Source organism: Pseudomonas sp. PME37.24/006, assembly GCF_055556635.1.
In genome coordinates this window covers 145,279-168,042 of sequence record NZ_JBVHNL010000002.1, presented here as the reverse complement: position 1 = coordinate 168,042, position 22,764 = coordinate 145,279, and the positions used below count along the sequence as shown (strand labels likewise).

Below are 22,764 nucleotides of genomic sequence, written 5' to 3'. Positions count from 1 at the left end.
AACAGCATGACTCAACGACAACTGCATTTCGGTGCCATTCTCACGGATGTCGGTACCAGCCAGCATCGATATCGACGGGTACAAGCAGCAGTTTCAGCGAACCTGCGGTCAGAATACTGATCAGCAGTAAAGCCAATGGGAGGAAATTACCGATGGATTACCGTTCACTGGGCAAATCCGGCCTCAAGGTGTCGCCACTGTCACTGGGCAGCATGATGTTCGGCGGCGCCACCGACGAAACCGAATCGCGGCGCATCATCGATCAGGCGCGGGATCTGGGCGTCAACTTCATCGACACTGCAGACGTCTACAACGGCGGTATTTCCGAGCAAATCACTGGCCGCGCGATTGCCGCCGACCGCGCCAACTGGGTGCTGGCCAGCAAAGTCGGTAGCCCGCGCTCGTGGTCACATCCAGCCAACCAGGGGCTGAGCCGCAAATCCGTTTTCGATGCGCTGGAAGGCAGCTTGCGTCGCCTCGGCACCGACTACCTGGATCTCTATTACCTGCACCGCGAGGATCACGATACGCCACTGGAGGAAACCATTTCCGCCATCGGCGACCTGATTCACCAGGGCAAGATCCGCTACTGGGGTGTCTCCAATTTCCGCGGTTGGCGACTGGCCGAAGCGGTGAACATCGCCCGCCGCCTGGGCGTCGACGACCCCGTGGCCAGCCAGCCGCTGTACAACATCGTCAACCGTCAGGCGGAAACCGAGCAGTTCACCGCGGCGCGCCACTACGGCCTTGGCGTGGTGCCCTACAGCCCGCTGGCGCGTGGCGTGCTGAGTGGCAAGTACCAGCCTGGCAGCGAGCCGGATGCCGGATCGCGGGCGGCACGGCACGACAAACGAATTCTGGAGACCGAATGGCGCCAGGAATCACTGAACCTGGCGCAGCAGGTCAGCGCCCATGCACAACGCCGCGGTAGCGACCCGATCAGCTTCGCCATCGCTTGGGTGCTGGCCAACCCTCAGGTCAGCGCCGCCATTGTCGGGCCGCGGACGCTGCAGCAGTGGCAGAGCTATATCGGCGCCCTCGAGCTGCATCTGAACGGCGAGGACGAGGCGTTCATCGACAGTCTGGTCGCACCCGGCCATGCCTCGACCCACGGATTCAACGACCCCGCCCACTTCGTCAGTGGGCGATATTGATCGCCTGCACAGGAATCTTCATCAATAGCGGCGCAACTCGATGCCGGCATCATCGCCCTTGGCCCATGGCCAGGGGCGAACAGTCGACTGACGCCGCTCGATCATTTTCAGCCCGACAACAATCTGAAGGCCGAAACGGTGGCCGCACAAGGCTCAGAGCAGCATGTGGTCATAGAGAATCGCCGCACCGACCCCGATCAACACCAGGCCACCGATGATCTCTGCCTTGTGGCCGATAGCGGTGCCGATCATGCGACCGAGCATCACGCCGATGGTGACCATGGTCATGGTCGCCAGGCCGATCGCCAGCGCGGCGATCCAGATGTTGACATCGACGAATGCCAGGCCGACACCCACAGCCAGCGCATCGATGCTGGTGGCGAAGGCGGTTACCGCCAGCACCCAGAAGGAATGTGATTTGGCTTTCTCGGTCGCGTCCGCAGCATCGGGCTGTAGGCCAGCGTAGATCATGTGCAGACCGAGTAGCAGGAGCAGCACGAAGGCGATCCAGTGATCCCATTCCTCGACGAAACCGGCTGCAGCCTGGCCGATGAACCAGCCGACCACGGGGGTGATGCCTTCGATGACACCGAAGATCAGTCCGGTGCGCAGGGCATCGATGAATCTGGGTTTGTGCAGGCTGGCGCCCTTGCCGATAGCCGCGGCGAAAGCGTCCGTGGACATGGCGAAAGCCAAGAGAATGAGGGAAATGGGATTCACGGTTACGTCTCGGTCGGGCTATGAGTCAATGACGGATACACGCGCCCGACCTTAGGCACGTATCTGTCATTGGTCTCACCAACCGAACGGTGTTCGTACCACGGCTTCTGCCGAGAATGTTGATACGAACGCTACCGAGTGAACTCGACAGCAGGCTACTCCCCAAAGAGGTCCGCACTTTACCCAAAAGTACCGGCAGAAAAAACCACTTTTTTTGCCAGGAAAAGCGACTGGCTGACGCAGCGCTCAACGACTACCGTCAGCAGCAAAACAGGGGCCAGACATACGATCAATAGCAGGCCGTTGAAAAACGTTGGCGAGGCAGCCAGCGCAAGGCAAAAACAGGCGAAAAAGCGGAGTTTACGTGTTGTAAATGAGAATTTTGAGCCTGTTTTTAACGCCGCGATGGCCACGCAGGTAGTTTTTCAACAGCCTGCTAGCCCCAAAGGGCGGCCCTGCGTGAGCAACGATCATGCAAAGCGATCAACCAGTGACGCTACCCGACGGCTTGCGCCCAGCGAACACGTCCACCAGGCTGGCGACTACCATCTCGCCCATACGTGTGCGGGTCTGCACCGTGGCACTGGCGCGATGGGGTTGCAGTACCGCTTGCTCCAGTTCGAAGAGCTCGGTAGGCACGTGCGGTTCGTCGGCGAACACGTCCAGCGCCGCGCCGGCAATCTGGTTATTTTGCAAGGCGGCTACCAGATCGTCCTCGTTGACCAGCTTGCCGCGGGCGATATTGATCAGGTAACCGTCGCGGCCCAGTGCGTGCAGCACCTCGGCATTGACGATGGCTTCGCCCTTGTCGGCAGCCGCCGCCAGAATCAGCGCATCGCTGTCGTTGGCCAGGGTCAGCAGATCGGCGACGAAGGTGTGTGACACATCGCTCATCGGCCGCAGGTCGGTGTAGCTGATCGGGCAGCCAAAGGCGGCGGCGCGAGTGGCCACGGCCCGCCCGACACGGCCCATGCCGACAATGCCGATGCGCATGCCGGACACCTGGCGCGCCAGGGGCAAGGGTGCCAGCGGCGTGGCGCTTTGTGGCCACTGGCCGGAACGCACGTAGCGGTCGCCGGTGCAGATGCCCCGGCACATGGAAATCAACAGACCGATGGCCAGGTCGGCGACATCCTCGGTGAGCGCGCCGATGGTGGCCGTGACCTGAATGCCACGGTCACGGGCATAGGCAAGATCCACCGCATCGGTGCCCACGCCGTTGACCGCCACCACTTCGAGATTCGGCAGCTGCGCCATCACCGCCTGAGTGATGCCGGTGTGGCCGCCGGTGATCACGCCACGGATATTGGTGCCGTGCTGCGCCAGGTAAGCCGGTTTGTCAGCCTGCTCATAGTAGCGGCGGATGGTAAACATCTGATCGAGCTTGTCGCGAATCTCGGGGATCAGGATGGGGCTGAGCTGCAGGACTTCTGGTTTCATGGGTACCTCGTTTATCTGTTGGCGCAGGCCGTTAGGGGCCTGCCGATCAGCCGCGGCCAACGAAGGGCATGTTGGTGGCCATCACGGTCATGTTCAGCACGTTGGCCGAGAGTGGCAGAGCGGCGATGTAGCGCACGGCATCGGCAACGTGCTTGACGTCGACCATGGGCTCGACGGCGATCTCGCCATTGGCCTGGCGCACACCCTTGGTCATGCGCACCGACAGCTCGGTCAGGGCGTTGCCGATATCGATCTGGCTGCAGGCGATACTGAACTCGCGGCCATCGAGTGCCAGGGACTTGGTCAGGCCCAGCACCGCGTGCTTGCTGGTAGTGTAAGCGCTGCTGTAGGGCCGCGGGGTATGTGCCGAAATCGAGCCGTTGTTGATGATCCGGCCGCCCTGTGGGACTTGCTTGCGCATCAGGCGGAAGGCACCGCGGGCACAGAGAAAGACGCCATTGAGGTTGGTGTCGATAACATTGCGCCACTGCTCGACATCCAACTCGTCGAGGGTCACTGCGGGCGTATTGACGCCAGCGTTGTTGAAGATCACGTCGAGCCGACCATAGACCTCCTCCACGGTGGCGAACAAGGCATCAACGCTGACTGGATCGCGCACGTCGGTAGGCACCGCGATGGCCTCCTGGCCACGGGTACGAGCGGCCTCGGCCAGCGCCTGCAACGGCTCGGGGCGACGCCCGGCCAGCACCAGCGAAAAACCATCGGCCATCAGCGCATCGGCAACGGCCTTGCCGATGCCGCTGCCAGCGCCGGTTACCAGTGCGACTTTTTTCAGGGTTTCATGGGACATTTATTGTTCTCCTCGGTGACCTGTTTACGACGTCCAGCCGGCTTGTTTGGCGGCAGCGAAGTGGTGATAGCGGACGTTCGTTGTGGGGCTGCCAATTGGTAAGCTAAAGCCCACCCTACAGCCGTGCATCCAATCCTCGGGGGGCTTTAAAACGCCCGCCCTTAAAGGCACTAGGGGCGCTCGCCAACGCGCATTTCCAGCTCGGCGACGCCGCCGATGCCGGCATTGATCACGTCACCCGGATTCAGCGCAGCCACGCCGTGGGGCGTACCGGTCATGATCAGATCACCTGGACGTAGCGGTACCAGGCGAGACAGCAGGCTGATCACTTCAGCAACCGTGAATATCTGCTCTTCAAGGTTACTGCGCTGCCGTTCCTGGCCGTTGACGCTCAACCACACCGCGCCCCGCTGCGGATGCCCGGCCTGAGCGACCGGCACCACGGCGCTGATCGGTGCAGCCCCCTCGAAGACTTTGGCCATTTCCCAGGCCATACCCGCGCTCTTGACCCGCATCTGGATATCACGGCGGGTCAGATCGAGACCGGCGGCGTAGCCCCAGACGTGTTCCAGCGCGCTGGCTTCGGCGATGTTCGCGCCGCCCTTGCCGATTGCCACCACGAATTCGATTTCATGGCAGAACTCGTCCGTCATCGGCGGGTAGATCACCTCACCCACCGCCTCGACCACGGCGCTGGCCGGTTTCATGAAGAACACCGGTGCGTCGGGCTTTTCGCTGCCGGCGCCCGGCCAGGGATAGTTGCGGCCAACACAGAACACGCGGCCAACGGGAAAGCGCTGATCGCTGCCGGCTACCGGCAGGTCGACCTGGGGCTCTGGAGTGAAGACATAGGAGATGGAGGTCATTGTTATTGGATTCCTGTTCAGAGCGTTCAGCCTAAGGCCGTGTGCTCGCTAAAAGTTGGACGAAAGCTGCTTCGTATTGGACAAAACCGGTCAATTCAAAGGCTTGAGTCAGAACCGACGCAGTACTCTTCAGCGGGCTTGCAGCTGGACGCGATACCCGCCAGCAGAATGCCTAGCGTCGAGCCAATGAATGGCATTACCGCGAAGATGCCGACCTTGATGAGGGTCAGATGGCGCTCTTCTATCCGATAGGTCAGGAATCCGGTCAGGAAGAAATAGGGCACCGAGGTACTGGCGAACTTGCCGATACAGATCGCCCACACCTCACGTTATCGCTGGGTTTCGGGCGTTATCACGCGGCGTGACAGACACCGGCCAGAGCGCTTGAACAGCGTGCGCAGTGATCGACGTAGGGCGAGTTGGCAATGAAGTGTGGGGAAGAGTCATGGAGCTGCACCTGAGATTATTCTTGAATGAGATGTCGCTGTGCATGCCCACAAGGTGATCGTACAACCGTTGTAAATCAATATTTCCGTTAGCGTGTTTTTGCGCTGCCCTCTTCCTGCATTGAACCCGTGCAAAAAATCCAGCTGACCGACAGGGTGGATGAAACATGCGTCAAGACTCTGAAAGTTCCGCTCCAGAGGGGTTCTCGATACCTGAAGCAGCTCACAGGGTTTGGACAGGGCGTAACGGCCACTCACGGCAACTATCGCACTCAGCCGAGCAGATCATCGTACAACCGCTTGCCAGAGCCCTCTGCCAGCAGCCAATATGTTGCGAAACATTCTTAATCCGAGAGCTGGTAGATGTCTTCACTGAGTCGAGTACCTACCTACTTCATGCAGCAGCGTAGCGAGCTGACGGACTTCTACATCCGCGACAAAAAGGGTCGCCGCGCAGAAACCGCGCCACACCGTCACGAGTACTTCCAAATCCAGATCAACCTCGGTGGCGACACCGTTCAGCACATCGGCAACGTCGAGCGCCCCTTTGCGCGTAACACCCTGGCGTTCATCCTTCCCCATCGGGTGCATGTGATTCCCCATCCGCCGGAAAGCAGCTTCATCGTCATCAACTTCTCGCAGACCTTCCTGCTACCCCACCTGCAATGCGACCCGATGGACCTGGAAGACGTTTCCATCCTGCTCGCGCCGGAGCTGTCGCCCTTCCGCTTTCAGGAATACCTGGACTTCACCCTCGACGACGAGCATTTCGCCAAGGTTTGCGCGCTGATCGCGCAGATGCGCGAGCTGGACGTCAGCCGCCAATTCGGCGTGCGGGAAATCCTAAAGGGCCTGATGCTGCAGATGATCGGCCTGGTGTGCATGCTCTACGCCGAGCCGCTTAAGCAGTTGGCGGAGAGCAACGCAGCCCAGGCGAGCCGTCGTGATGCGCTGGGGCGGATGTCCGAATACCTGCGGCGCAATATTGCCGACCCGGATCTGAACCTGAAGAAGGTCGCCGCGGCTACCTACCTGTCGCCCAGTTACCTGACCCACTGGCTGCGCAAGGAAGTTGGCAAGACCTTCAGCGACATGGTACTGGAGCGGCGTATGCACGCCGCCCGCAACCACCTGCTCAACGGCAGCAAGCCGGTGGGTGAAGTGGCACGGTTATGCGGTTTCGCCGACGAGGCCTACTTTTCGCGGCGCTTCCGGCAGATCCACGGTCTGCCACCCGGCCAATTCCGCCGCCAGCAACTGGATCCGGACACGCCGCAGATACCATTTAACGACTAGAACGCTGCCGACGCAGGTACAGCAATCCCCATCCCAGCCCCGCCAACGCAGAAACAGCTGAACCCAAGAGTACGCCGAGTTTTGCGGCACCCAACAGGTTCTCGTCAGCGAATGCCAGATTGGCGATGAAGATCGACATGGTGAATCCGATACCTGCCAGCAGGCCGACCAGAGCGATGCTGGAAAACGACACATCAGCCGGCAGGCGGCATAGGTTCAGGCGAACCATAATCCAGCTCACAGCGAGGACTCCAAGCGGCTTGCCGATGATCAGCGCGATCGCCACGCCTAGCAGCACCTGCATCGAAACAGTCGTGGAGAGGTCGATACCGCCGAAGGTCACCCCTGCATTAGCCAACGCGAATAGTGGCATCAGCCCGAAGGTAACCCATGGGTGGAGTGCTGCCTGCACCCGGACAACAGGTGGTAGAAACTCACGTTGGGCGATGCGCAATTCATTTAGCGTATGCGCAGCATGACGGTCATCATGGCCAGCGTGCGAACCTTGCAACTCACGGGCGGCACGGGCCACAACTTCACGCGGGCGCTCCAGCATGCTCATGCCGGTCACGGGAGTCAGCAAGCCAAGAATGACACCAGCCAAGGTTGGATGGGCACCCGTCATCAGCATGCCCACCCACACCAACGCACCGGGAAGGATATAGCCAAAGGCCGAGCCGATTCCGATGCGCTGCAAGCCAAGCACCATCAGTAAACCAAGCCCGGCAACACCGAAGCCCAGGTAATTGAGGCCATCCGAGTAGAAAATGGCGATCAATGCGATGGCGATCACATCGTCGATAACCGCCAAAGTCAGCAGAAACACCCGAACACCAGACGGAATTCCCTTGCCCAGCAATGCCAGCAAGCCAACGGCAAAGGCAATATCGGTCGCAGCTGGAATCGCCCAGCCATGCAGCCCTTCACCTTGGCCATTGATCAGTACATAGACCAATGCCGGCAGTACCACACCACCGGCCGCGGCGGAAATCGGCAGCAGTGCCTGGCGCAGGTCGCTCAATGCGCCATCGTGAATTTCCCGGCGGATCTCCATGCCCACGACGAGAAAGAACACCGTCATCAGGCCATCATTGATCCAGAAATGCAGCGACTGGGAAAACTCCAGATTGCCAACGCCAAAGCTGAACGGCGTATGCCACAGCGCGTGGTAGCTGGCAGAAAATGATGAGTTGGCCCAGAGCAGGGCCACGGCGGTAGCGACCAGCAGAGCAATGCCGCTGAAAACTTCGAGATGAAGAAGACGGTGAATGGCAGCAAATACGCGGTTTGCCAAAAGCTGCGCGCGCGGCAGCTCCTGAAACGTCGGGTGCGTTTTCATACGGACAGCGGACTCCGCTCTGGCGGCCCGACCAGTGCAAATGAACCTGTCTCACCACGGTATGCGGCAGACACCCTGCCCGAATCCTACACAAACTTTGTGGATGATGGGAACCCCGGAAAAATCTTACTCAATCCGCGAAAATCTCGGGAGCTCAGTTACCTACGCGCGCAAACCGTCCAGAGAGTTGATCGCGAATGCTGCTAGACTGCGATGCGCGCCTGGCAAGTCTGATGCCGATAGCCCGTAAGCAAATGCCAGCCATGAAGACGTTGATTCCTGCAATGCTCCCAGAACCCACTCATACGCATCCCCTGCTCAGCCACCGCTTCTCCGTCGCACCGATGATGGATTGGACGGATACTTATAAAATATCTAATATTTTCAATTAATTAGAATTTTAAGCCTCGAAATTTAAGCATTTTTTTAGCACTGAACACTTTTACACAGCTACCGGTGCTGTAAAGGATCGCTCATCCTTGACGAGGCGCTGCCTGTTTTAAGTAAAAGACGGATGCTCTGTACATATCGGCCTCAAAGGGAAAAGCCAGCTAAACGCAAGCAATCACCAGTTCCCGGAAAACTCGATGTCCTTCAACGGTGTACTCAGCTCAATCTCCATCAGCAGGCACCCACTCGTATAGCAAAAGGCTTACACGGTGTTGTGTAAGGTGGCTCTGGTGACAACCCAAGCGACGCCTTAATCTATGCCTACCTTGAAGCACAGGACGTGCTCAGGGTCATGGATGATGTGACCACAGCCAGGATGGTGAGTCGACAGGATGTTGGCGTTGGTCAGTAAAGGCCCGCTTCGGCGGGTTTTTTATTGCCTGAAGTAAAGTGCGGCAGTCAGAAGACTCCCCATTTCACTCACCTTAAAGGCGTCATTACCCAAATCCCCTACTTTTCCGTCTCGCTCACAACGTTGTAATCGTCGGCATTGAGCGGTTTTACGCCACCAGCACGCGTGACGCCATATACGACGACTCCCACAAGCAGCGCTCCCGCGCGAAGCCAAGTCGCCAGATCTTGTTGTGTCATTAGCAGCAGGCATGAGGCAATGCCCAAAACCGGAACCCAGGTGGGCACACGGAAATGGTCGGTTGAAACCCTGTCACGTCTGAGAACGAGAACGGCGAGGTTGGTACTGATGAATACGAACAACAGCAGTAAAACGACTGTCTGCGCCAACGTCGCCAGCGAACCGGTGAGCGTGAGCACGATGGCCACCAACGTCGTAATCACGATGGCCACGCCTGTTTTGACAAGACATTGGAGAGAGCGCTTGGCAGCAGCCCTTGCTGGGCCATGCCATATGCCAGGCGGCTGGCCATGATCATCGTCAGCAGCGCGCCATTGGCAACGGCGATCAGAGCGATAAACGCGAACAGTTGCGGTGGGATCCCGAGGCCCGAGGCTTTTACTACCTCTAACAGTGGCGCTGAAGAATTCACCATGTTTTCGACTGGCATCACTACCGCCGCGGCGATGGCGACGGCCATGTAAATCGCCCCGGCAGCGATCAGCGCTGCGAACAACGCACGGGGATACGTTTTACGCACATCGCGAATTTCTTCAGCGAGGTTCGCCGATGTTTCAAAGCCGACGAATGAGTAGAACGCTAGCAGCGCTGCAGCGAGTACGGCAAAAGCCGGACTGACCCCTGCTTTGAATTCGATGACTCGGCTGAAATCCGCCTCTCTCTGGCTGGAAGGGTCGCCCATCATAGTCGTTGAGAACGGCGTACCACTTCACTCGCGCCTGAAGGCAGCCCGTATCAAGATCGAGGACATTTTAGAGTCCGCGAGAGAGAAACAAGGACTTGAGCGGCTTGATCAGATCAAATTCGCCATCATAGAAAAGAACGGGAAAATTTCGATTATCCCAACCGCTCCTTCATGAAGTGACACGCCCCAGTCCCAACGTCTGGTACACGAGGGTCTGCAACATTGCTAAATCTAGATCCCAAGGAGATTTGACGCCCTGCACAACCAGCGGTAGCGCTTGGTGTCGGCCCCCGATACCTCACACATCGGCGCAGAGCTGGGAAGTAGCCTCAAAAAGCGCGCTATTCGCTTTTCCACCGCCGCAGCACAAGGTACACGTCCACGGGGACATCAATGGAAGAGGGAGATACACGGAGCTAGAGGCCATCCTAAGGATGTGGCTCTATGCGGGTTCCCCACGCAGCTGATCACTTGTGCAAATCTAAATGTTGTGCCAAATAGTAGATATCAACGAGCCATCAGTAGTATAAAAAGGTGTAAGGCCGCGAAGGAACATGGCGGCCAGCAATCGTCCATTGGCGCATAGTCGCTCAGTTATAAAGAGCACTTCAAGCGTTTCAGAATTTGATTGCTGACATAAAGAGGAACCACCTTGTCCATATTTTTAAGCCGTGTCGGCCAACGAGATGTATTATTTGCCCTTGGCTTTCTTGTCGTACATTTCCTTGTTGCCTCCAATACTTCAGGCATTGAAGACCTGACCTCTGCCCCCTTTCAAATCATTGCCGAATTGCTCGCGGCATGGGGGTGTTTCAAAATTGCAAAGCGCAATACCTCTAAGGTAAGGCTTGGTTGGTCATATCTGTCGCTCGCTTGCGCGCTGACGGCAGTCAATACCATCTCCTGCTTATGGGCCTATCGATGGCACGGCGCCAGTTATGATGAAGCCAATATCTCCGATTACTTTTATGTGCTCAACTACATTGCTGCACTGCTGGCGGTGACATGGTCCAAAGAAGAGCCACCTTCAGGCTGGTTCCTTTGGGCGGACGCTGTGCTTGTCATCATGTGCCTTTTCCTGAGCTATATTGTGCTGTTTGGTGTACTTCCGCTGAGCGGTGAGAGTCCGAATCCAGTACCTGTAGACAAACTAGTGTTCACGTTCAACCTGATGAATGCCGCACTGGTAGTGTTTGCTGTTGCAAGGCTTGTGGGCCGTTCAACGCACTCATACCGTAGTCACTTCGACCGAACACTTGTTATCTTCATCCTGCTGTTCGAACCGATCATATGCTTCTACAACCTTTACTACGAATCCAAGCCTGGCCCTCACGACGTACTAATCGCCCTTCCCTATCTCGTATTGTGGCTTCTAACCCGAACACCTCATGAAGATGTCCAAGACGATGACCAGCGAACCAGATTTGCATTGATAGTTGACAATATTGGCCCCGCCGCCTTAACTGCCGTCCCTATCTGTTTGGCTGTGGTGGTTGGACAACATCATGAGTGGCTAGGCTTCTGGTTTGTAATTGCGGTATTTGCGGTCTCCGCGATCAGAAGTGCATTTGCGCACAGCCGATACATCTTGCTGCAGGAGGAGCTAATAACAGCCAACCGGACACTGGAGCACATCTCCTACAACGACGGCCTGACTGGCATTCCCAATCGAAGGATGTTCGACATAGCACTTCAATCCAGTTTCGAATTGGCCAAACGAAATCAGACACCACTGTCATTACTATTGATCGATATTGACCACTTTAAAATCTTAAACGACACGCAAGGTCACCTCCAGGGTGACGAGTGCCTGACACGCGTGGCCAAAGCCCTGAGGAGCAGCGTTCATCGTACTTCAGATATGGCTGCTCGATACGGCGGCGAGGAATTCGCGATTTTATTGCCGCAAACCAATTTGTCAAATGCTCTGAACGTCGCAAAACGCGCTGTGGAAGCCATCAAGTCGTTGCAAATAAAGAACATCACACCAACTGGAGAGCAACTGACCGTCAGCATTGGTGTATCGACTTTTGATGGGAAAAGCTTCGATAGTGGTGCCGACCTGATCCTGGCAGCAGACACAGCCCTTTATGCTGCCAAGCGTGGTGGGAGAGCCAGGATTTGCAGTCATCTTGCATAGGCAGGTCACGTCGAGACTCCGCGTTCCGGATGACTCAACACCAACCTGCCCCATCTCATTTTCGATATCACGCCTGAGTCATGTGCCCCCCAACGCCCATCGCAGCCTGGCGCAAAGCTTCAGAGCGCGTGGGATGAGGATGGCTGGTCAAAGCGACGTCTTCAGCTGAAGCCCTGAACTCCATTGCTACGCAGTACTCGCCAATCATTTCACTAACGCTTGGCCCAACTAAATGTACGCCGAGAATTTCGTCAGTCACCTCATCTGCCAAGACCTTGGCAAATCCATCGGACTCATGGTTGACCTTAGCGCGACTGTTGGCACTGAACGGAAACTTTCCGATTTTATACTTACGCCCCTCTGATTGAAGTTGCTCTTCCGTTTTACCCACACTGGCCAGCTCAGGCCTTGTGTAAATGACGCTGGGAATGAGGTTGTAGTCGAGCATCGGCTTCTTATTCACGATAAGCTCAACACAAACCATCGCTTCCTCTTCCGCCTTATGTGCGAGCATCGCTCCAGAGGTTACATCGCCGATAACCCAGACACCCTCCGCAACGGTGCGAAGACTCTTGTTTTCCAAAACTCCGCGATCGTTTGTATGAAGGCCTACACTTTCCAATCCCAAGCCTTTGCTAACGGGACGGCGACCGATCGATACCAGTACATAGTCCGCCTCTACAAGCTCGCTCTGGCCTCCTGCAGCCGGCTCCACATTCAGCCTCACGCCGGATTCGTCGGACTCGATCGAGGTGACTTTAGAGCTGAGCTTGAACGTAATACCCTGGCGTGAGAGCGAGCGAAGCAGAGTCTTTCCGCTCTCAAGATCAGTACCATGGGCAATGTGATCAAGGAACTCCACTACCGTCACTTTTGCACCGAGACGGCGCCACACTGAACCCAGCTCTAGACCGATAACACCCGCACCTATAACGACGAGATGTTTGGGCACCTCACTCAGCGAGAGGGCTCCAGTAGAATCCAGCACACGTTTATTATCGATTGTCACACCTGGCAGCGACATTGGCTCGGAGCCGGTGGCGATAATGATGTCCTTGGCTGTCAGCTCGGTTTCAACCCCAGACAGATCCTTGACGATAACCTTTCCAGGCCCGGCAAGACGCCCCCAGCCTTTAATCCATTCGACCTTGTACTTACGAAACAAGAACTCGATACCCTTGGTCAAGGTTGCAACACTCTCGCTTTTTTGCGCCATCATCTGTCCAAGATTCAGCGTCGGAGTCACCTCAATTCCAAGCGTTTTGAATTCTTTACCGGCGGCAGCTTCATAGAGTTCGGAAGCATGTAACAACGCTTTTGAGGGGATGCAACCGACATTCAAACAGGTGCCGCCCAACGTTTCGCGGCCTTCAATACACGCAACTTTCAATCCGCGCTGACCTGCGTGGATTGCTGCGTTATAGCCGCCAGGCCCTGCACCGATAACGATTACGTCATAGTTTTTCAAGAGAAGCTCCTTACGGAAAAGACCGTAACAGTAAACCTGTCTGCCTACTGAGTTATTGAAACGAAACAAGCTGGCATGACGCTACGATTACGGCGAATCGATCTCTGGCTCACTACGCTCTACACCAGACCTGACATCGGCGTAATAGCTGTCACGTCAAACAATCAAAATCTCTGACCACCCTGCTCTGCTACATCCGCCACTATCAACCCGCTGGTAGTACGGGCGTAGTAAATCGCGTCTGATAGTTGGCCAAAATAACAGGGGCAGTAGTCCAATCTTCTTCGCGCCAACTCGGTGGTTCGGCGTGCTGGAAGTGCTCACCCCGGTGCTTGATTTTCCAGCAATGGATCTCAACGCCCCGGCGAGGCGAAGTCAGTTTTGAGCATTGGCCCCATCTCGAGGTGTGGGAACATCAAAAATTAGGCAGGTCGTGGTCGCATGAGCGTACAACTTACCGCTCGCATCGATAATGCGCCCTTCAGCTGTTGCTACCTGACGCCCCGTATGAATCAACCTGCCCTCGGCGCGTACCAGCGGTACGGCGTCGCTTAGTGGCCGCACCATGTTCACTTTAAGCTCCAGCGTGGTAAAGCTTTTACCCGCCAAAAGCGTGGAGTGAACCGCACAACCAACCGCAGAGTCGAGCATGGCCGCGAACCAACCGCCGTGCACTGTTCCCATGGGATTATAGTGATGGCGCTGCGGACGGCCTTGGAATATGGCCACACCTGGTTCCATGTGGATCGGCACGAAGTCGAGTGTCTGTCCTATGGGTGGTTGAGGAAGCACGCCAGCGAAGACGGCCTCGAAAAACTCCATTCCGGACTTACCGGCGACCTCACTCGCCGATGCAACACCAGGCGCACCAAGAGTAGACCTGACAGCCTGCTCATCTGCACGCCACTGGTCGAGAATCTCATCTACTTCCATCTGTCGCTCCCAACGGCTTATGATTGTAGCCACAACAGTTGCAGGTACAACATATATCATGGAAAACGTCAGCAAACCACAGGGCTGTACCAATCTGAAGCTGCGCCAACTAGATCGTGTGGTGACGCGTCACTACGACCAATATCTTGGTAAGACAGGGCTAAAAAACACCCAGTACGCCTTGCTCTCGCACGTGGTCAAACTCGGTCCTGTTCGGCCTGTCGACTTAGCTCGCCACATGCACATGGATGCCTCCACCCTCACGCGCAACCTGCGCCCCTTAGCAAGCCTGGGGCTTCTGACCTCCGAAGCAGGCCCTGATGCGCGCAGCCATCTGATTCAGGCAACTGAGGCCGGTATAGCCAAGCGGGCCGAAGCCCAACGCGCGTGGAAATCAGCCCAGACAGCCCTCAACGAACTTCTTGGCCAAGAGCGTGTTGTCGAATTGCACACGCTTCTGGATGCTTGCATGGGCCGTTTGAGTGATACCTCGGAAGCCTAAAGCGATCACATAGGATCGATTTGTCTTGGCTGAGTGAGCGTCGGCGTCAGATAGAAGGACTACCTCCGCTGCGCAGCTGAGCTGGTGTGTCTAGGTGCTGGGTTGCCGGATTTACGTCGGCTGCGTTGTCCAAACGTGATATCGATGCGGGGATACTTTGACTGAGCAGTAAGCATCCAGTGATCCCTCCTGCCGCCTTGTGCATAGCGGACGCTACAGCAGGCGTTTGGTGACCATCGATACTGCTTGCACCGGTGAAGTCAGAGCCGTGTCTATCGAAAACGGTGCTTCGGCCCACGCTTCATATTCGTGATCCAACACAGATTGCCAGGTTGGTGGAGTGAGCCCGGGAACATCACTCAGCCTTGTTTCCACACGGCGCTGATGTTCATTTTTGTCCGAGCAAATCACTTCAATATTTATCAACCGAGCGCCGGCCCTTGAGGCGATTTCGCTCCAAGCCATTCGGCTTTCGATCACTGGATTTACACAATCGACGATGACTGTACGCCCGAGATTGAGATTGCTCAGCGCAAGCTCGTTAGCGACCATATAACCACTGCGCCCCACATCTTGAGCAAGCGCGCCGGAGTTTCGTATCGCTTGCTCAATCGTATCGATCCGCAGGTAGAGAGCACCTATCTTATCGACGAGCCCCTTGGCGATCGTGGTTTTTCCGCTGCCAGGAAGGCCGCTGAATACGATAAGCATTGTCCGTCCGTTGAAGTGTGTTACTCAGCATTGGCCTTGGCTGGGCGCTCACCCTGGGCACGCCGTGCCTGCACTCGCTGCTTCTTGACTTGCTGCTTTGCATGCAGCGCCTGGATCGCTGTTACCGCACCGACGGCTTGTCCATTCAGATCCAGGCGCGGCGCATTCTCCGTCATGCTCGCCCAGTAGCGACTTCCGCGGCACCAGGAAGCGAGCCCCAGTTTGAGCTGTTCGCTGGAGACGCCGAGCAGCTCAAGGTGTTGTTCCGCGTCCTTGAGGATGCCCTCTTTCAGCGGAACCTTGGGAGCCGGATTGACTGGAAACGCCAATGGAAAATGCTTTTGCAGTCGCCAGATCGCCTCTACTGCAGGATCTTGCTCACGAGGCTTCGCTTGCGCGGAAGGCGCCCGCTTGCGCTGCTTGGCGCCATCCGTCTTCGGCTCTTTTTCAGCCCGCAGACGGTCACGCAGCTCAGCTAATTGCTCAAAACCCATCGTTCATTTCACCGCTTCATGGTTGATACGAACGGAAGCTTATCCTACGTAGTCCTTTAGAGCACATCTACTGCTGGGTTTCGCCGCTAGCGATTCAGGATATGGCTGCTCACCTCCCGGCATCGGCATCATCTCGTGTGATGGTGAGGTACGACCGTTTCAAGCAGCGCTAAGAACATGGGCTGAAGCCAAAGCTGCAGCCCATGCACCATCTCTTCAGAGTTTAAGCCCGCATCATTTCGGCCGCTTGTTCGGTGGCTTCTGTAGTCCTGGTAGCCAGCTTACGAACTTCGTCCGCGCAGCGGTGCGCCAGAGGCGTCGCGCTTGGTCTGCCCGCGCGCCCTAAACCATCGGTACTCGCCACTTTTCATCTCCAGCCGATATTCGATATCGAAATTTGGCCTGCGTCTCCCGCCCGATAGCGGGCATCTACCACAGGCTGCTATCGGCCAATTGCTGCCGGTCGCGAGAGGCAGCTTTTGGCCGGGTTAGCGACGGTCTGGCTTCGACCGTCGCTTTGCATAGTCAAACTTCGGTCTGTTCAGCCATCTCCAAGGCATCATCGACCTCAATCCCCAGATATCGAACAGTGCTCTCCAGCTTCGTATGGCCGAGCAGCAGTTGAACCGCCCGCAGGTTCTTCGTCCTGCGATAGATCAGTGATGCCTTCGTACGTCTCATGGCGTGAGTGCCATACATGGCCTGATCAAGGCCAATAGCTTTACCCAGCTTTTTACAATACGAGCGTATTGGCGAGTTGATAGATGGTCGGAGGCATGTAACGTGCTCGGAAAAAGGCAGCCCTCGCTACGGAGCTGGGCTTGATGTATCCAGGTCGCGAGAGCAGACCTTGGTTGCTCAGTGATCACGAACTGTTCTGGCCGCTGCGTTTTTGCTGCATAGAAACGCATTTTTCGTTCTGTTTCTGACCGTCAAAAGTGCTCTAAAACGTTTTTACACAGCCTCGGTAAGAAGCGGACGTCAGACATCTGCGACTAAAGTTATTTAGAAGCGGCGGAGCGTAGTAACGATTGCATATTTCTCGGCTACGCTCCCAAAAACGGAGCGGCTTTTTTGAGCTCTCCTCGATTGGCAAGGGAGCCGAAACCCCATGGATAGCCTGCACGATATTCCTCAGCCAACTACCGTCCTGGTGGTCGACGACACCCCCGACAATCTGATGCTAATGGTCGATCTGCTCAAGGATCGTTACCGCATCAAAGCAGCCAATAGCGGCGAGAAGGCGTTGCGTATTCTTGAAAACGACCCGTTACCGGATCTGATTTTGCTCGACATAATGATGCCTGGGCTGTCCGGCTACGAGGTGGCAGAGCGCCTAAAGAATTCCCCGCGAACTTGCGGTATTCCAATCATCTTCCTTACCGCCATGGCCACCATAGAGGATGAGATCCTCGGCCTTGAGATGGGTGCTGTCGACTACATAACCAAGCCGATCAGCCCACCGTTAGTTCTGGCAAGAGTCGATACTCAACTCAAGGTCAAGGCGGCTGCCGACTTCCTGCGCGATCAGAACGATTTTCTTGAGCAGGAGGTGCAGCGGCGTACCCGTGAGGTGATGGCTATTCAGGACGTCACCATCCATGCAATGGCTTCGCTTGCCGAGACCCGTGATAACGAGACCGGCAACCATATCCGCCGTACTCAGCACTACATCCGTTTATTGGCGGATTTGCTGCGCGAACATCCACGATTTCGGCAGTTTCTTGATGAGGACACCATTAGGCTGCTGTTCAAGTCTGCGCCTTTGCATGACATCGGCAAGATCGGAATCCCTGATCACATTTTGCTCAAACCTGGGCGCTTCACCCCGGAAGAATTCGAGGTAATGAAGACTCACACCACATTGGGGCGCGACGCCATCCAGCATGCCGAGAATCAGCTGGGAGTGAAGGTTGATTTTTTACGTCTTGCCAAGGAAATCGCATACAGCCACCAGGAAAAATGGGACGGCAGTGGCTATCCAGAGGGGCTGGCCGCAGACGATATTCCTATCAGCGCCCGCTTAATGGCTGTAGCGGACGTGTACGACGCCCTGATCAGCCGTCGCGTGTACAAGCCAGGTATGCCCCATGAGCAGGCAGTCGGCATCATTCGCGAAGGGCGCGGCTCGCATTTCGATCCAGATATCTGCGACGTCTTTGTGGCTAACGCAGAGCGCTTTCGGGAAATATCCGAGCGCTTCTCTGATACCGACCAAGACATGGCCAAGCAGCTGGCAACGCTAGAGAGCATTGCCCAGCAGCCTTGAGTACAGTGCAGCCCTGCGAAGAGACGATAAATGACCCGATTATTCGACCTGCTGGAACGTCTTCCACTGGGGCGCAAGCTGCTGATTGGCTTCACCACGCTGCTCGCGATGATCCTATTGCTTGGTGTGCAGAGCTTACGTACTCAGAACTCTCTTAAGCACGAGATGCAGCAGCTGTATCAGCAAGACTTGGTGGGGATAGAACTGGTGCAGGAGGCCCGGGTGCAGTTGCCTCATGTGATGCAGGCCCTGCAAAGAGCGGTCGGCACCAACAATGCGGAAATTCGTATAGCTGCATTGACCCACATGCACGATGCGCAGAAGCGCTTGCAGGAGGCTGTAACTCAGGCACGCCCCACCCTGCGCCGACAGACTAGCCTGAACGGCTTGGCTGAGTTCGAGGCTTCCCTGCAACGCCTGCTGGACAGCGGTGATGATGCGCTCGCGCTGGTAGGTCGCGGCTATATGGGCCAGGCCATGGCTGTGCTCAATAGCCAGGAGTTCATCGATCTAGAGATGGAAAGTGACGCGCTGTTGGATCGTGTGGCGGAAAATAAGAGCGCCGATATCCACGATACGGCGAAATACCTCGCCGATTATGCAGTGCGCAGCAGCAATGTCACTTACGCACTGTTGCTGGGTGGTTCAACGCTGGCACTAATACTTGCGTGGTTGGTGAGCCGATCGATTCGCCTGCCTCTCAACCGGGTACGCGTTGCGGTGGACGAGCTGGCCTCCGGCAAGCTTGATCAGCAGATTCCCCATACAAACCTGCAAAACGAGACCGGCGACTTGGCGCGTGCCATAGCCAAGCTCCAGCTTGAGTCGCGTCAGCTTGAGCGTCAGCGCTGGATCAAGGGGCACGCTTCCTTGCTGCAGATCGACCTACAGCAAGCGGAAACGCCGCAGGATCTGGCCCAGGCCTTCTTCAGCCGCATAGTCCCGCAGTTGGGCATGTGTCAGGGGGCGCTGTATGTCCTCTATCAGGGAGCTTCACAGCTGCGATTGCTAGGAGGCTACGCCCTGGATGGCCAGAGCCCGCCGTACGTAGAGGTGGAGCTCGGAGAAGGGCTTGTAGGCCAATGTGCCCGTGATCACCAACCGCGTCAGCTCAACGATCTTCCAAAATCCTTTTGGCATGTGCGTTCCCAATTGGGCGAGGCTCGAGTCAGCCATCTACTGGTACAGCCGATAATGCGTGGCGAGCGTCTACTCGGCGTGCTGGAGCTAGCCGGGTTCCATCCTCTGGACGAGGACGAGGAACTGCTGCTGCAGGAGGTGCTGCCTAGGTTGGCTGGTGCGTTGGCGATCATGGAACGTAGCGAAGCCGCTCAGGCATTGCTGCAAGAGACGCGTCGCCAAGCAGACGAGATGGGAAATCAAGCGCAGCAGCTGGAGCGCCAGGCTCAGGAGTTGGAGGCCCAGCAGGCAGCACTGCGAGCGACCGAGGCCTGGTATCGCGGCATCATTGAGGCGTCGCCTGACGGCATGTTGGTACTGGGTGCCGACGGCCGCATCATGATGACCAATCCGCAACTCGACGTTCTATTTGGCTATGAACACGGCGAGCTAATCGGGGCTTTTGTCGAGCGGTTGGTGCCGCATGCTGCTCGCGAACGGCATGTTGGTTTGCGGGACGGTTTCATCGCTAGCGGCACCACGCGTCAGATGGGCGGTAACTTAGATGACCTGCGCGGCGTGCGCAAAGACGGCAGCCAATTTTCGGTGGAGATTGGCCTTTCCCATCTGCCTAGCCTCGAGGGGCGTGGTATTTGCGTCTGCGCATCGGTGCGTGACGTCAGTGAGCGCCGTGCGATGGAAACCAAGCTGCGCACGGCAAGTGACCGCTTGAGCCTGGCTCAGGAGGCGGGTGACATTGGCTTGTTCGACGTTGATTTGGTTACTGGTCACGACTACTGGACGCCTCAGTTGGAGCATATGTTCGGGCTCAAAGCTGGCGAATTCGGTGGAACCATGGCGCACTGGAATGCAATGCTACATCCCGATGATGCAGAAGCTGCTGATGCCTCTTACGCGGAGGCGATTATCAGCGGTGTCGACCGCTTTGAACTGGACTTCCGCATCGTACGGCGGAACGACGGCGCGGTACGCACCTTCAAGTCGCTCAGCCGTTTCACTCGTGCCGCGGACGGCACGCCACTGCGTGCGACCGGTGTCAACATCGACATCACCGAACTGGTCGAGGCGCGGGCGGTGGCTGAGGAGGCCACTCGAGCCAAGAGCGAGTTCCTCGCCAATATGAGCCATGAAATTCGTACTCCGATGAATGCCATCATCGGCATGAGCCACCTGGCGCTGCGCACCGAACTGGACAGCAGACAGCGCAACTACATCGAGAAGGTGCATCGCTCGGCGGAGAATCTGCTAGGCATCATCAATGACATCCTCGACTTCTCCAAGATCGAGGCGGGCAGGATGAGCCTTGAGCACATTCCTTTCCGTCTGGAGGACGTACTCGACAGCTTCGCGAGCATGGTCGGCCTGAAGGCCGAAGACAAGGGGCTGGAGTTGCTGTTCCATACCCAACCGGAATTGACTACTGCGCTGGTTGGCGATCCCCTGCGCCTGGGACAGGTGCTTATCAATCTGGGCAACAATGCCGCCAAGTTCACCGAGCGCGGTGAGATTGTGGTCGGCGCAGAGCAGATTGGTGCGAACGACGAGCAGGTTGAGCTGCATTTCTGGGTGCGTGATACCGGTATCGGTATGACGCCCGAGCAGTGCGAGCGAATGTTCCAGTCGTTCAGCCAAGCCGACAGTTCGACCACACGCAAGTACGGAGGCACCGGGTTAGGTCTGTCCATTTCGAAGAAGCTGGTGGAGCTGATGCAAGGACGAATCTGGGTGGAGAGCGTGCCGGGACTGGGTTCTACCTTCCATTTTCAGGTGCGCCTAGGCATACAACATGGTGTACAGCCACGGCGCATGTTCAGGGCAGACGAATTGCCGGGTATGCGTGTGCTGGTGGTGGACGACAACGCCAGCGCCCGCGAAATCCTATCGGGTATGGCGCGCAGCTTCGGCCTAGAGGTAGATGTCGCCGAGAACGGTAGTATGGCCCTTCGTCTATTGGCCGATGCCGAGGCGCGCGAGCTGCCTTACGACTTAGTGCTGATGGACTGGCGGATGCCTGGTATGGACGGCATGGAAACGGTGAGCCGAATGCGTTCTGGCAACCTGCGCCTCACGCCGTCAGTGATCATGGTTACCGCGTTCGGCCGTGACGACGCCCGCGATGAGGCCGAGCGGCAGGGCATCCAACTGCCAATTGTGCTGACCAAGCCGGTTACCCCATCGTCATTGCTCGAAGCCATCGGCGCAGTGTTGGGCCGGGTGCCCCAGGGTGAGACCCGGACGAGCGAGCGTTCCGAGCAGAGTGCCAACACTGTTGCCGGACTACGCGGCGCACGGTTGCTGCTGGTGGAGGACAATGAGTTGAATCAGGAACTCGCGTGGGAGCTGCTGGAGAGCGCCGGGATACAGTTGCGCCTGGCGCGGCATGGCCAGGAAGCTCTGGACATCCTGGTTGCCGATGCCGACTTCGACGGTGTGCTGATGGACTGCCAGATGCCGGTAATGGACGGCTATACCGCCACTCGCAGGATCCGTGAGCAGGCACGGTTCTCGGAATTACCGGTACTGGCTATGACCGCCAACGCGATGGAGGGTGATCGCGAGCGTGCGCTGGCCTGTGGTATGAACGACCACATATCCAAACCACTGAACGTCGACGGCATGTTCGCCACTCTGGCCAAGTGGATCCATCCCAAGACTTCTCGCCATGAGCCGGCACCGTCATTGCCGGAGCCGGCTTTGGACGACCTGCCGCAGCATATCGAGGGCATCGACATCGCGGCCGGCTTGAGCACCTGTATGGGGCGTCGTGATCTCTACCTGCGCCTGTTACGCAAATTCCGTGACACCCAAACTGGCTTCGTTGAGCAGTTCCAAGCGGCCTTAACCGATCCGGACACCAGCGCTGCCGGCCGACTCGCCCATAGCCTGCGGGGCACCGCCGGTAATATTGGCGCCAAGACTGTGGCCCAGGCTGCAGGCGCGCTTGAGGGAGCCTGCCAGTCCGGCGATCAGGAGCTGACAATTCGCAGTTTAGTGGCCGAGGTGCAGCGATGCCTGGCGCCGATCCTGGCGGCCTTAACCGCTCTGGGCAATGGCCCTGCGAGCCCGGAGAACGCTGTTCGGTGTAACGACGCTGAGTTGGAGCGGGAACTGACCTTACTAGCGCGTTTGCTGGGTGAGAGCGACACGGCTGCCGTGACGGTTCTTGAGGAGCTGCGCCGACAGCCGCTTGATCAGCTCATGGCTAAGCGCCTTGCGCTAGTGGCTCAACAGGTTGAGCTATTTGACTTTGACCGAGCCCTGGCGTTGTTGCAGGGCGAGTCAGCAACAGGCGCCTGACTGGCGTTTCC

The 22,764-nt window shown here is 57.2% G+C and carries 16 protein-coding genes and 5 pseudogenes; 7 read left to right on the top strand and 14 right to left on the bottom strand.

Translation table 11 applies throughout. From position 1 onward, the window contains the following. The first annotated feature begins 152 nt into the window (after nucleotides 1-152). On the top strand, nucleotides 153-1,154 hold the full coding sequence (locus tag ACZ3GY_RS06240) for an aldo/keto reductase (RefSeq protein ID WP_463565008.1): 1,002 nt from the start codon (nucleotides 153-155) through the stop codon (nucleotides 1,152-1,154). Nucleotides 1,155-1,307: 153 nt separating this feature from the next. Here the strand turns inward: ACZ3GY_RS06240 and mntP are convergent, their stop codons facing one another. The 6 genes and pseudogenes from mntP to ACZ3GY_RS06210 all read right to left on the bottom strand — a co-directional run. Continuing rightward, nucleotides 1,308-1,874: a manganese efflux pump MntP gene (gene mntP / locus ACZ3GY_RS06235; RefSeq protein ID WP_463565009.1), complete on the bottom strand. Its 567-nt coding sequence runs from the start codon at nucleotides 1,872-1,874 to the stop codon at nucleotides 1,308-1,310. Nucleotides 1,875-2,053: 179 nt separating this feature from the next. Further along, entirely contained in the window at nucleotides 2,054-2,287 is a 234-nt protein-coding gene (locus ACZ3GY_RS06230) for a hypothetical protein (RefSeq protein ID WP_465909346.1), read from the bottom strand. 70 nt (nucleotides 2,288-2,357) lie between these two features. After that, the gene (locus tag ACZ3GY_RS06225) at nucleotides 2,358-3,314 is read right to left on the bottom strand and encodes a 2-hydroxyacid dehydrogenase (protein WP_463565010.1); all 957 of its coding nucleotides are present in this window, start codon (nucleotides 3,312-3,314) and stop codon (nucleotides 2,358-2,360) included. Between the two features lie 46 nt (nucleotides 3,315-3,360). Further along, the gene (locus ACZ3GY_RS06220) at nucleotides 3,361-4,125 is read right to left on the bottom strand and encodes an SDR family oxidoreductase (RefSeq protein WP_463565011.1); all 765 of its coding nucleotides are present in this window, start codon (nucleotides 4,123-4,125) and stop codon (nucleotides 3,361-3,363) included. A 170-nt stretch (nucleotides 4,126-4,295) separates the two neighbouring features. Next, nucleotides 4,296-4,991 (bottom strand): fumarylacetoacetate hydrolase family protein, encoded by a 696-nt coding sequence (locus tag ACZ3GY_RS06215; RefSeq protein ID WP_463565012.1) that lies wholly within the window; start codon nucleotides 4,989-4,991, stop codon nucleotides 4,296-4,298. Between the two features lie 146 nt (nucleotides 4,992-5,137). After that, a pseudogene (locus ACZ3GY_RS06210) lies at nucleotides 5,138-5,320 on the bottom strand (MFS transporter); the annotation flags it as partial. A gap of 480 nt (nucleotides 5,321-5,800) precedes the next feature. Between ACZ3GY_RS06210 and ACZ3GY_RS06205 the strand changes: the two are divergent. Then, the gene (locus ACZ3GY_RS06205; RefSeq protein ID WP_463565013.1) at nucleotides 5,801-6,733 is read left to right on the top strand and encodes a helix-turn-helix transcriptional regulator; all 933 of its coding nucleotides are present in this window, start codon (nucleotides 5,801-5,803) and stop codon (nucleotides 6,731-6,733) included. Here ACZ3GY_RS06205 and nhaA read toward each other — a convergent pair. Both nhaA and ACZ3GY_RS06195 read right to left on the bottom strand, forming a co-directional pair. Then, nucleotides 6,723-8,072, bottom strand: coding sequence for a Na+/H+ antiporter NhaA (gene nhaA / locus ACZ3GY_RS06200; protein ID WP_465909344.1), 1,350 nt, complete (start codon nucleotides 8,070-8,072; stop codon nucleotides 6,723-6,725). The two genes, ACZ3GY_RS06205 and nhaA, sit on opposite strands and share 11 nt — an antisense overlap. A 900-nt stretch (nucleotides 8,073-8,972) precedes the next feature. Continuing rightward, nucleotides 8,973-9,772, bottom strand: a pseudogene (locus tag ACZ3GY_RS06195) (APC family permease); the annotation flags it as partial. Nucleotides 9,773-9,779: 7 nt separating this feature from the next. Here ACZ3GY_RS06195 and ACZ3GY_RS06190 point away from each other — a divergent pair. After that, a pseudogene (locus tag ACZ3GY_RS06190) lies at nucleotides 9,780-9,974 on the top strand (YetF domain-containing protein); the annotation flags it as partial. 477 nt (nucleotides 9,975-10,451) lie between these two features. Continuing rightward, nucleotides 10,452-11,939 (top strand): GGDEF domain-containing protein, encoded by a 1,488-nt coding sequence (locus tag ACZ3GY_RS06185; RefSeq protein ID WP_465909343.1) that lies wholly within the window; start codon nucleotides 10,452-10,454, stop codon nucleotides 11,937-11,939. 67 nt (nucleotides 11,940-12,006) lie between these two features. Here the strand turns inward: ACZ3GY_RS06185 and lpdA are convergent, their stop codons facing one another. Together lpdA and ACZ3GY_RS06175 are read right to left on the bottom strand one after the other, a co-directional pair. Continuing rightward, nucleotides 12,007-13,407: a dihydrolipoyl dehydrogenase gene (gene lpdA / locus ACZ3GY_RS06180; protein WP_465909342.1), complete on the bottom strand. Its 1,401-nt coding sequence runs from the start codon at nucleotides 13,405-13,407 to the stop codon at nucleotides 12,007-12,009. A 375-nt stretch (nucleotides 13,408-13,782) separates the two neighbouring features. Further along, complete coding sequence (locus ACZ3GY_RS06175) at nucleotides 13,783-14,340, bottom strand: PaaI family thioesterase (RefSeq protein WP_465909341.1); 558 nt, start codon at nucleotides 14,338-14,340, stop codon at nucleotides 13,783-13,785. A 58-nt stretch (nucleotides 14,341-14,398) separates the two neighbouring features. Between ACZ3GY_RS06175 and ACZ3GY_RS06170 the strand changes: the two genes are divergently transcribed. Then, nucleotides 14,399-14,842 (top strand): MarR family winged helix-turn-helix transcriptional regulator, encoded by a 444-nt coding sequence (locus ACZ3GY_RS06170; protein WP_465909340.1) that lies wholly within the window; start codon nucleotides 14,399-14,401, stop codon nucleotides 14,840-14,842. 213 nt (nucleotides 14,843-15,055) lie between these two features. Here ACZ3GY_RS06170 and ACZ3GY_RS06165 read toward each other — a convergent pair whose 3' ends face one another. The 4 genes and pseudogenes from ACZ3GY_RS06165 to ACZ3GY_RS06150 all read right to left on the bottom strand — a co-directional run. Beyond that, complete coding sequence (locus ACZ3GY_RS06165; protein WP_465909339.1) at nucleotides 15,056-15,553, bottom strand: P-loop nucleotide/nucleoside kinase family protein; 498 nt, start codon at nucleotides 15,551-15,553, stop codon at nucleotides 15,056-15,058. A gap of 20 nt (nucleotides 15,554-15,573) precedes the next feature. After that, complete coding sequence (locus ACZ3GY_RS06160) at nucleotides 15,574-16,047, bottom strand: ProQ/FinO family protein (protein WP_465909338.1); 474 nt, start codon at nucleotides 16,045-16,047, stop codon at nucleotides 15,574-15,576. 296 nt (nucleotides 16,048-16,343) lie between these two features. Next, nucleotides 16,344-16,442: pseudogene (locus ACZ3GY_RS06155) on the bottom strand (PAS domain-containing protein); the annotation flags it as partial. Nucleotides 16,443-16,572: 130 nt separating this feature from the next. Continuing rightward, nucleotides 16,573-16,940, bottom strand: a pseudogene (locus tag ACZ3GY_RS06150) (tyrosine-type recombinase/integrase); the annotation flags it as partial. 218 nt (nucleotides 16,941-17,158) lie between these two features. Here ACZ3GY_RS06150 and ACZ3GY_RS06145 point away from each other — a divergent pair. Together ACZ3GY_RS06145 and ACZ3GY_RS06140 are read left to right on the top strand one after the other, a co-directional pair. Continuing rightward, entirely contained in the window at nucleotides 17,159-18,316 is a 1,158-nt protein-coding gene (locus ACZ3GY_RS06145; RefSeq protein WP_111461845.1) for a response regulator, read from the top strand. A 30-nt stretch (nucleotides 18,317-18,346) separates the two neighbouring features. After that, nucleotides 18,347-22,753 (top strand): response regulator, encoded by a 4,407-nt coding sequence (locus tag ACZ3GY_RS06140; RefSeq protein WP_465909337.1) that lies wholly within the window; start codon nucleotides 18,347-18,349, stop codon nucleotides 22,751-22,753. The last annotated feature ends 11 nt before the right edge of the window (nucleotides 22,754-22,764 follow it).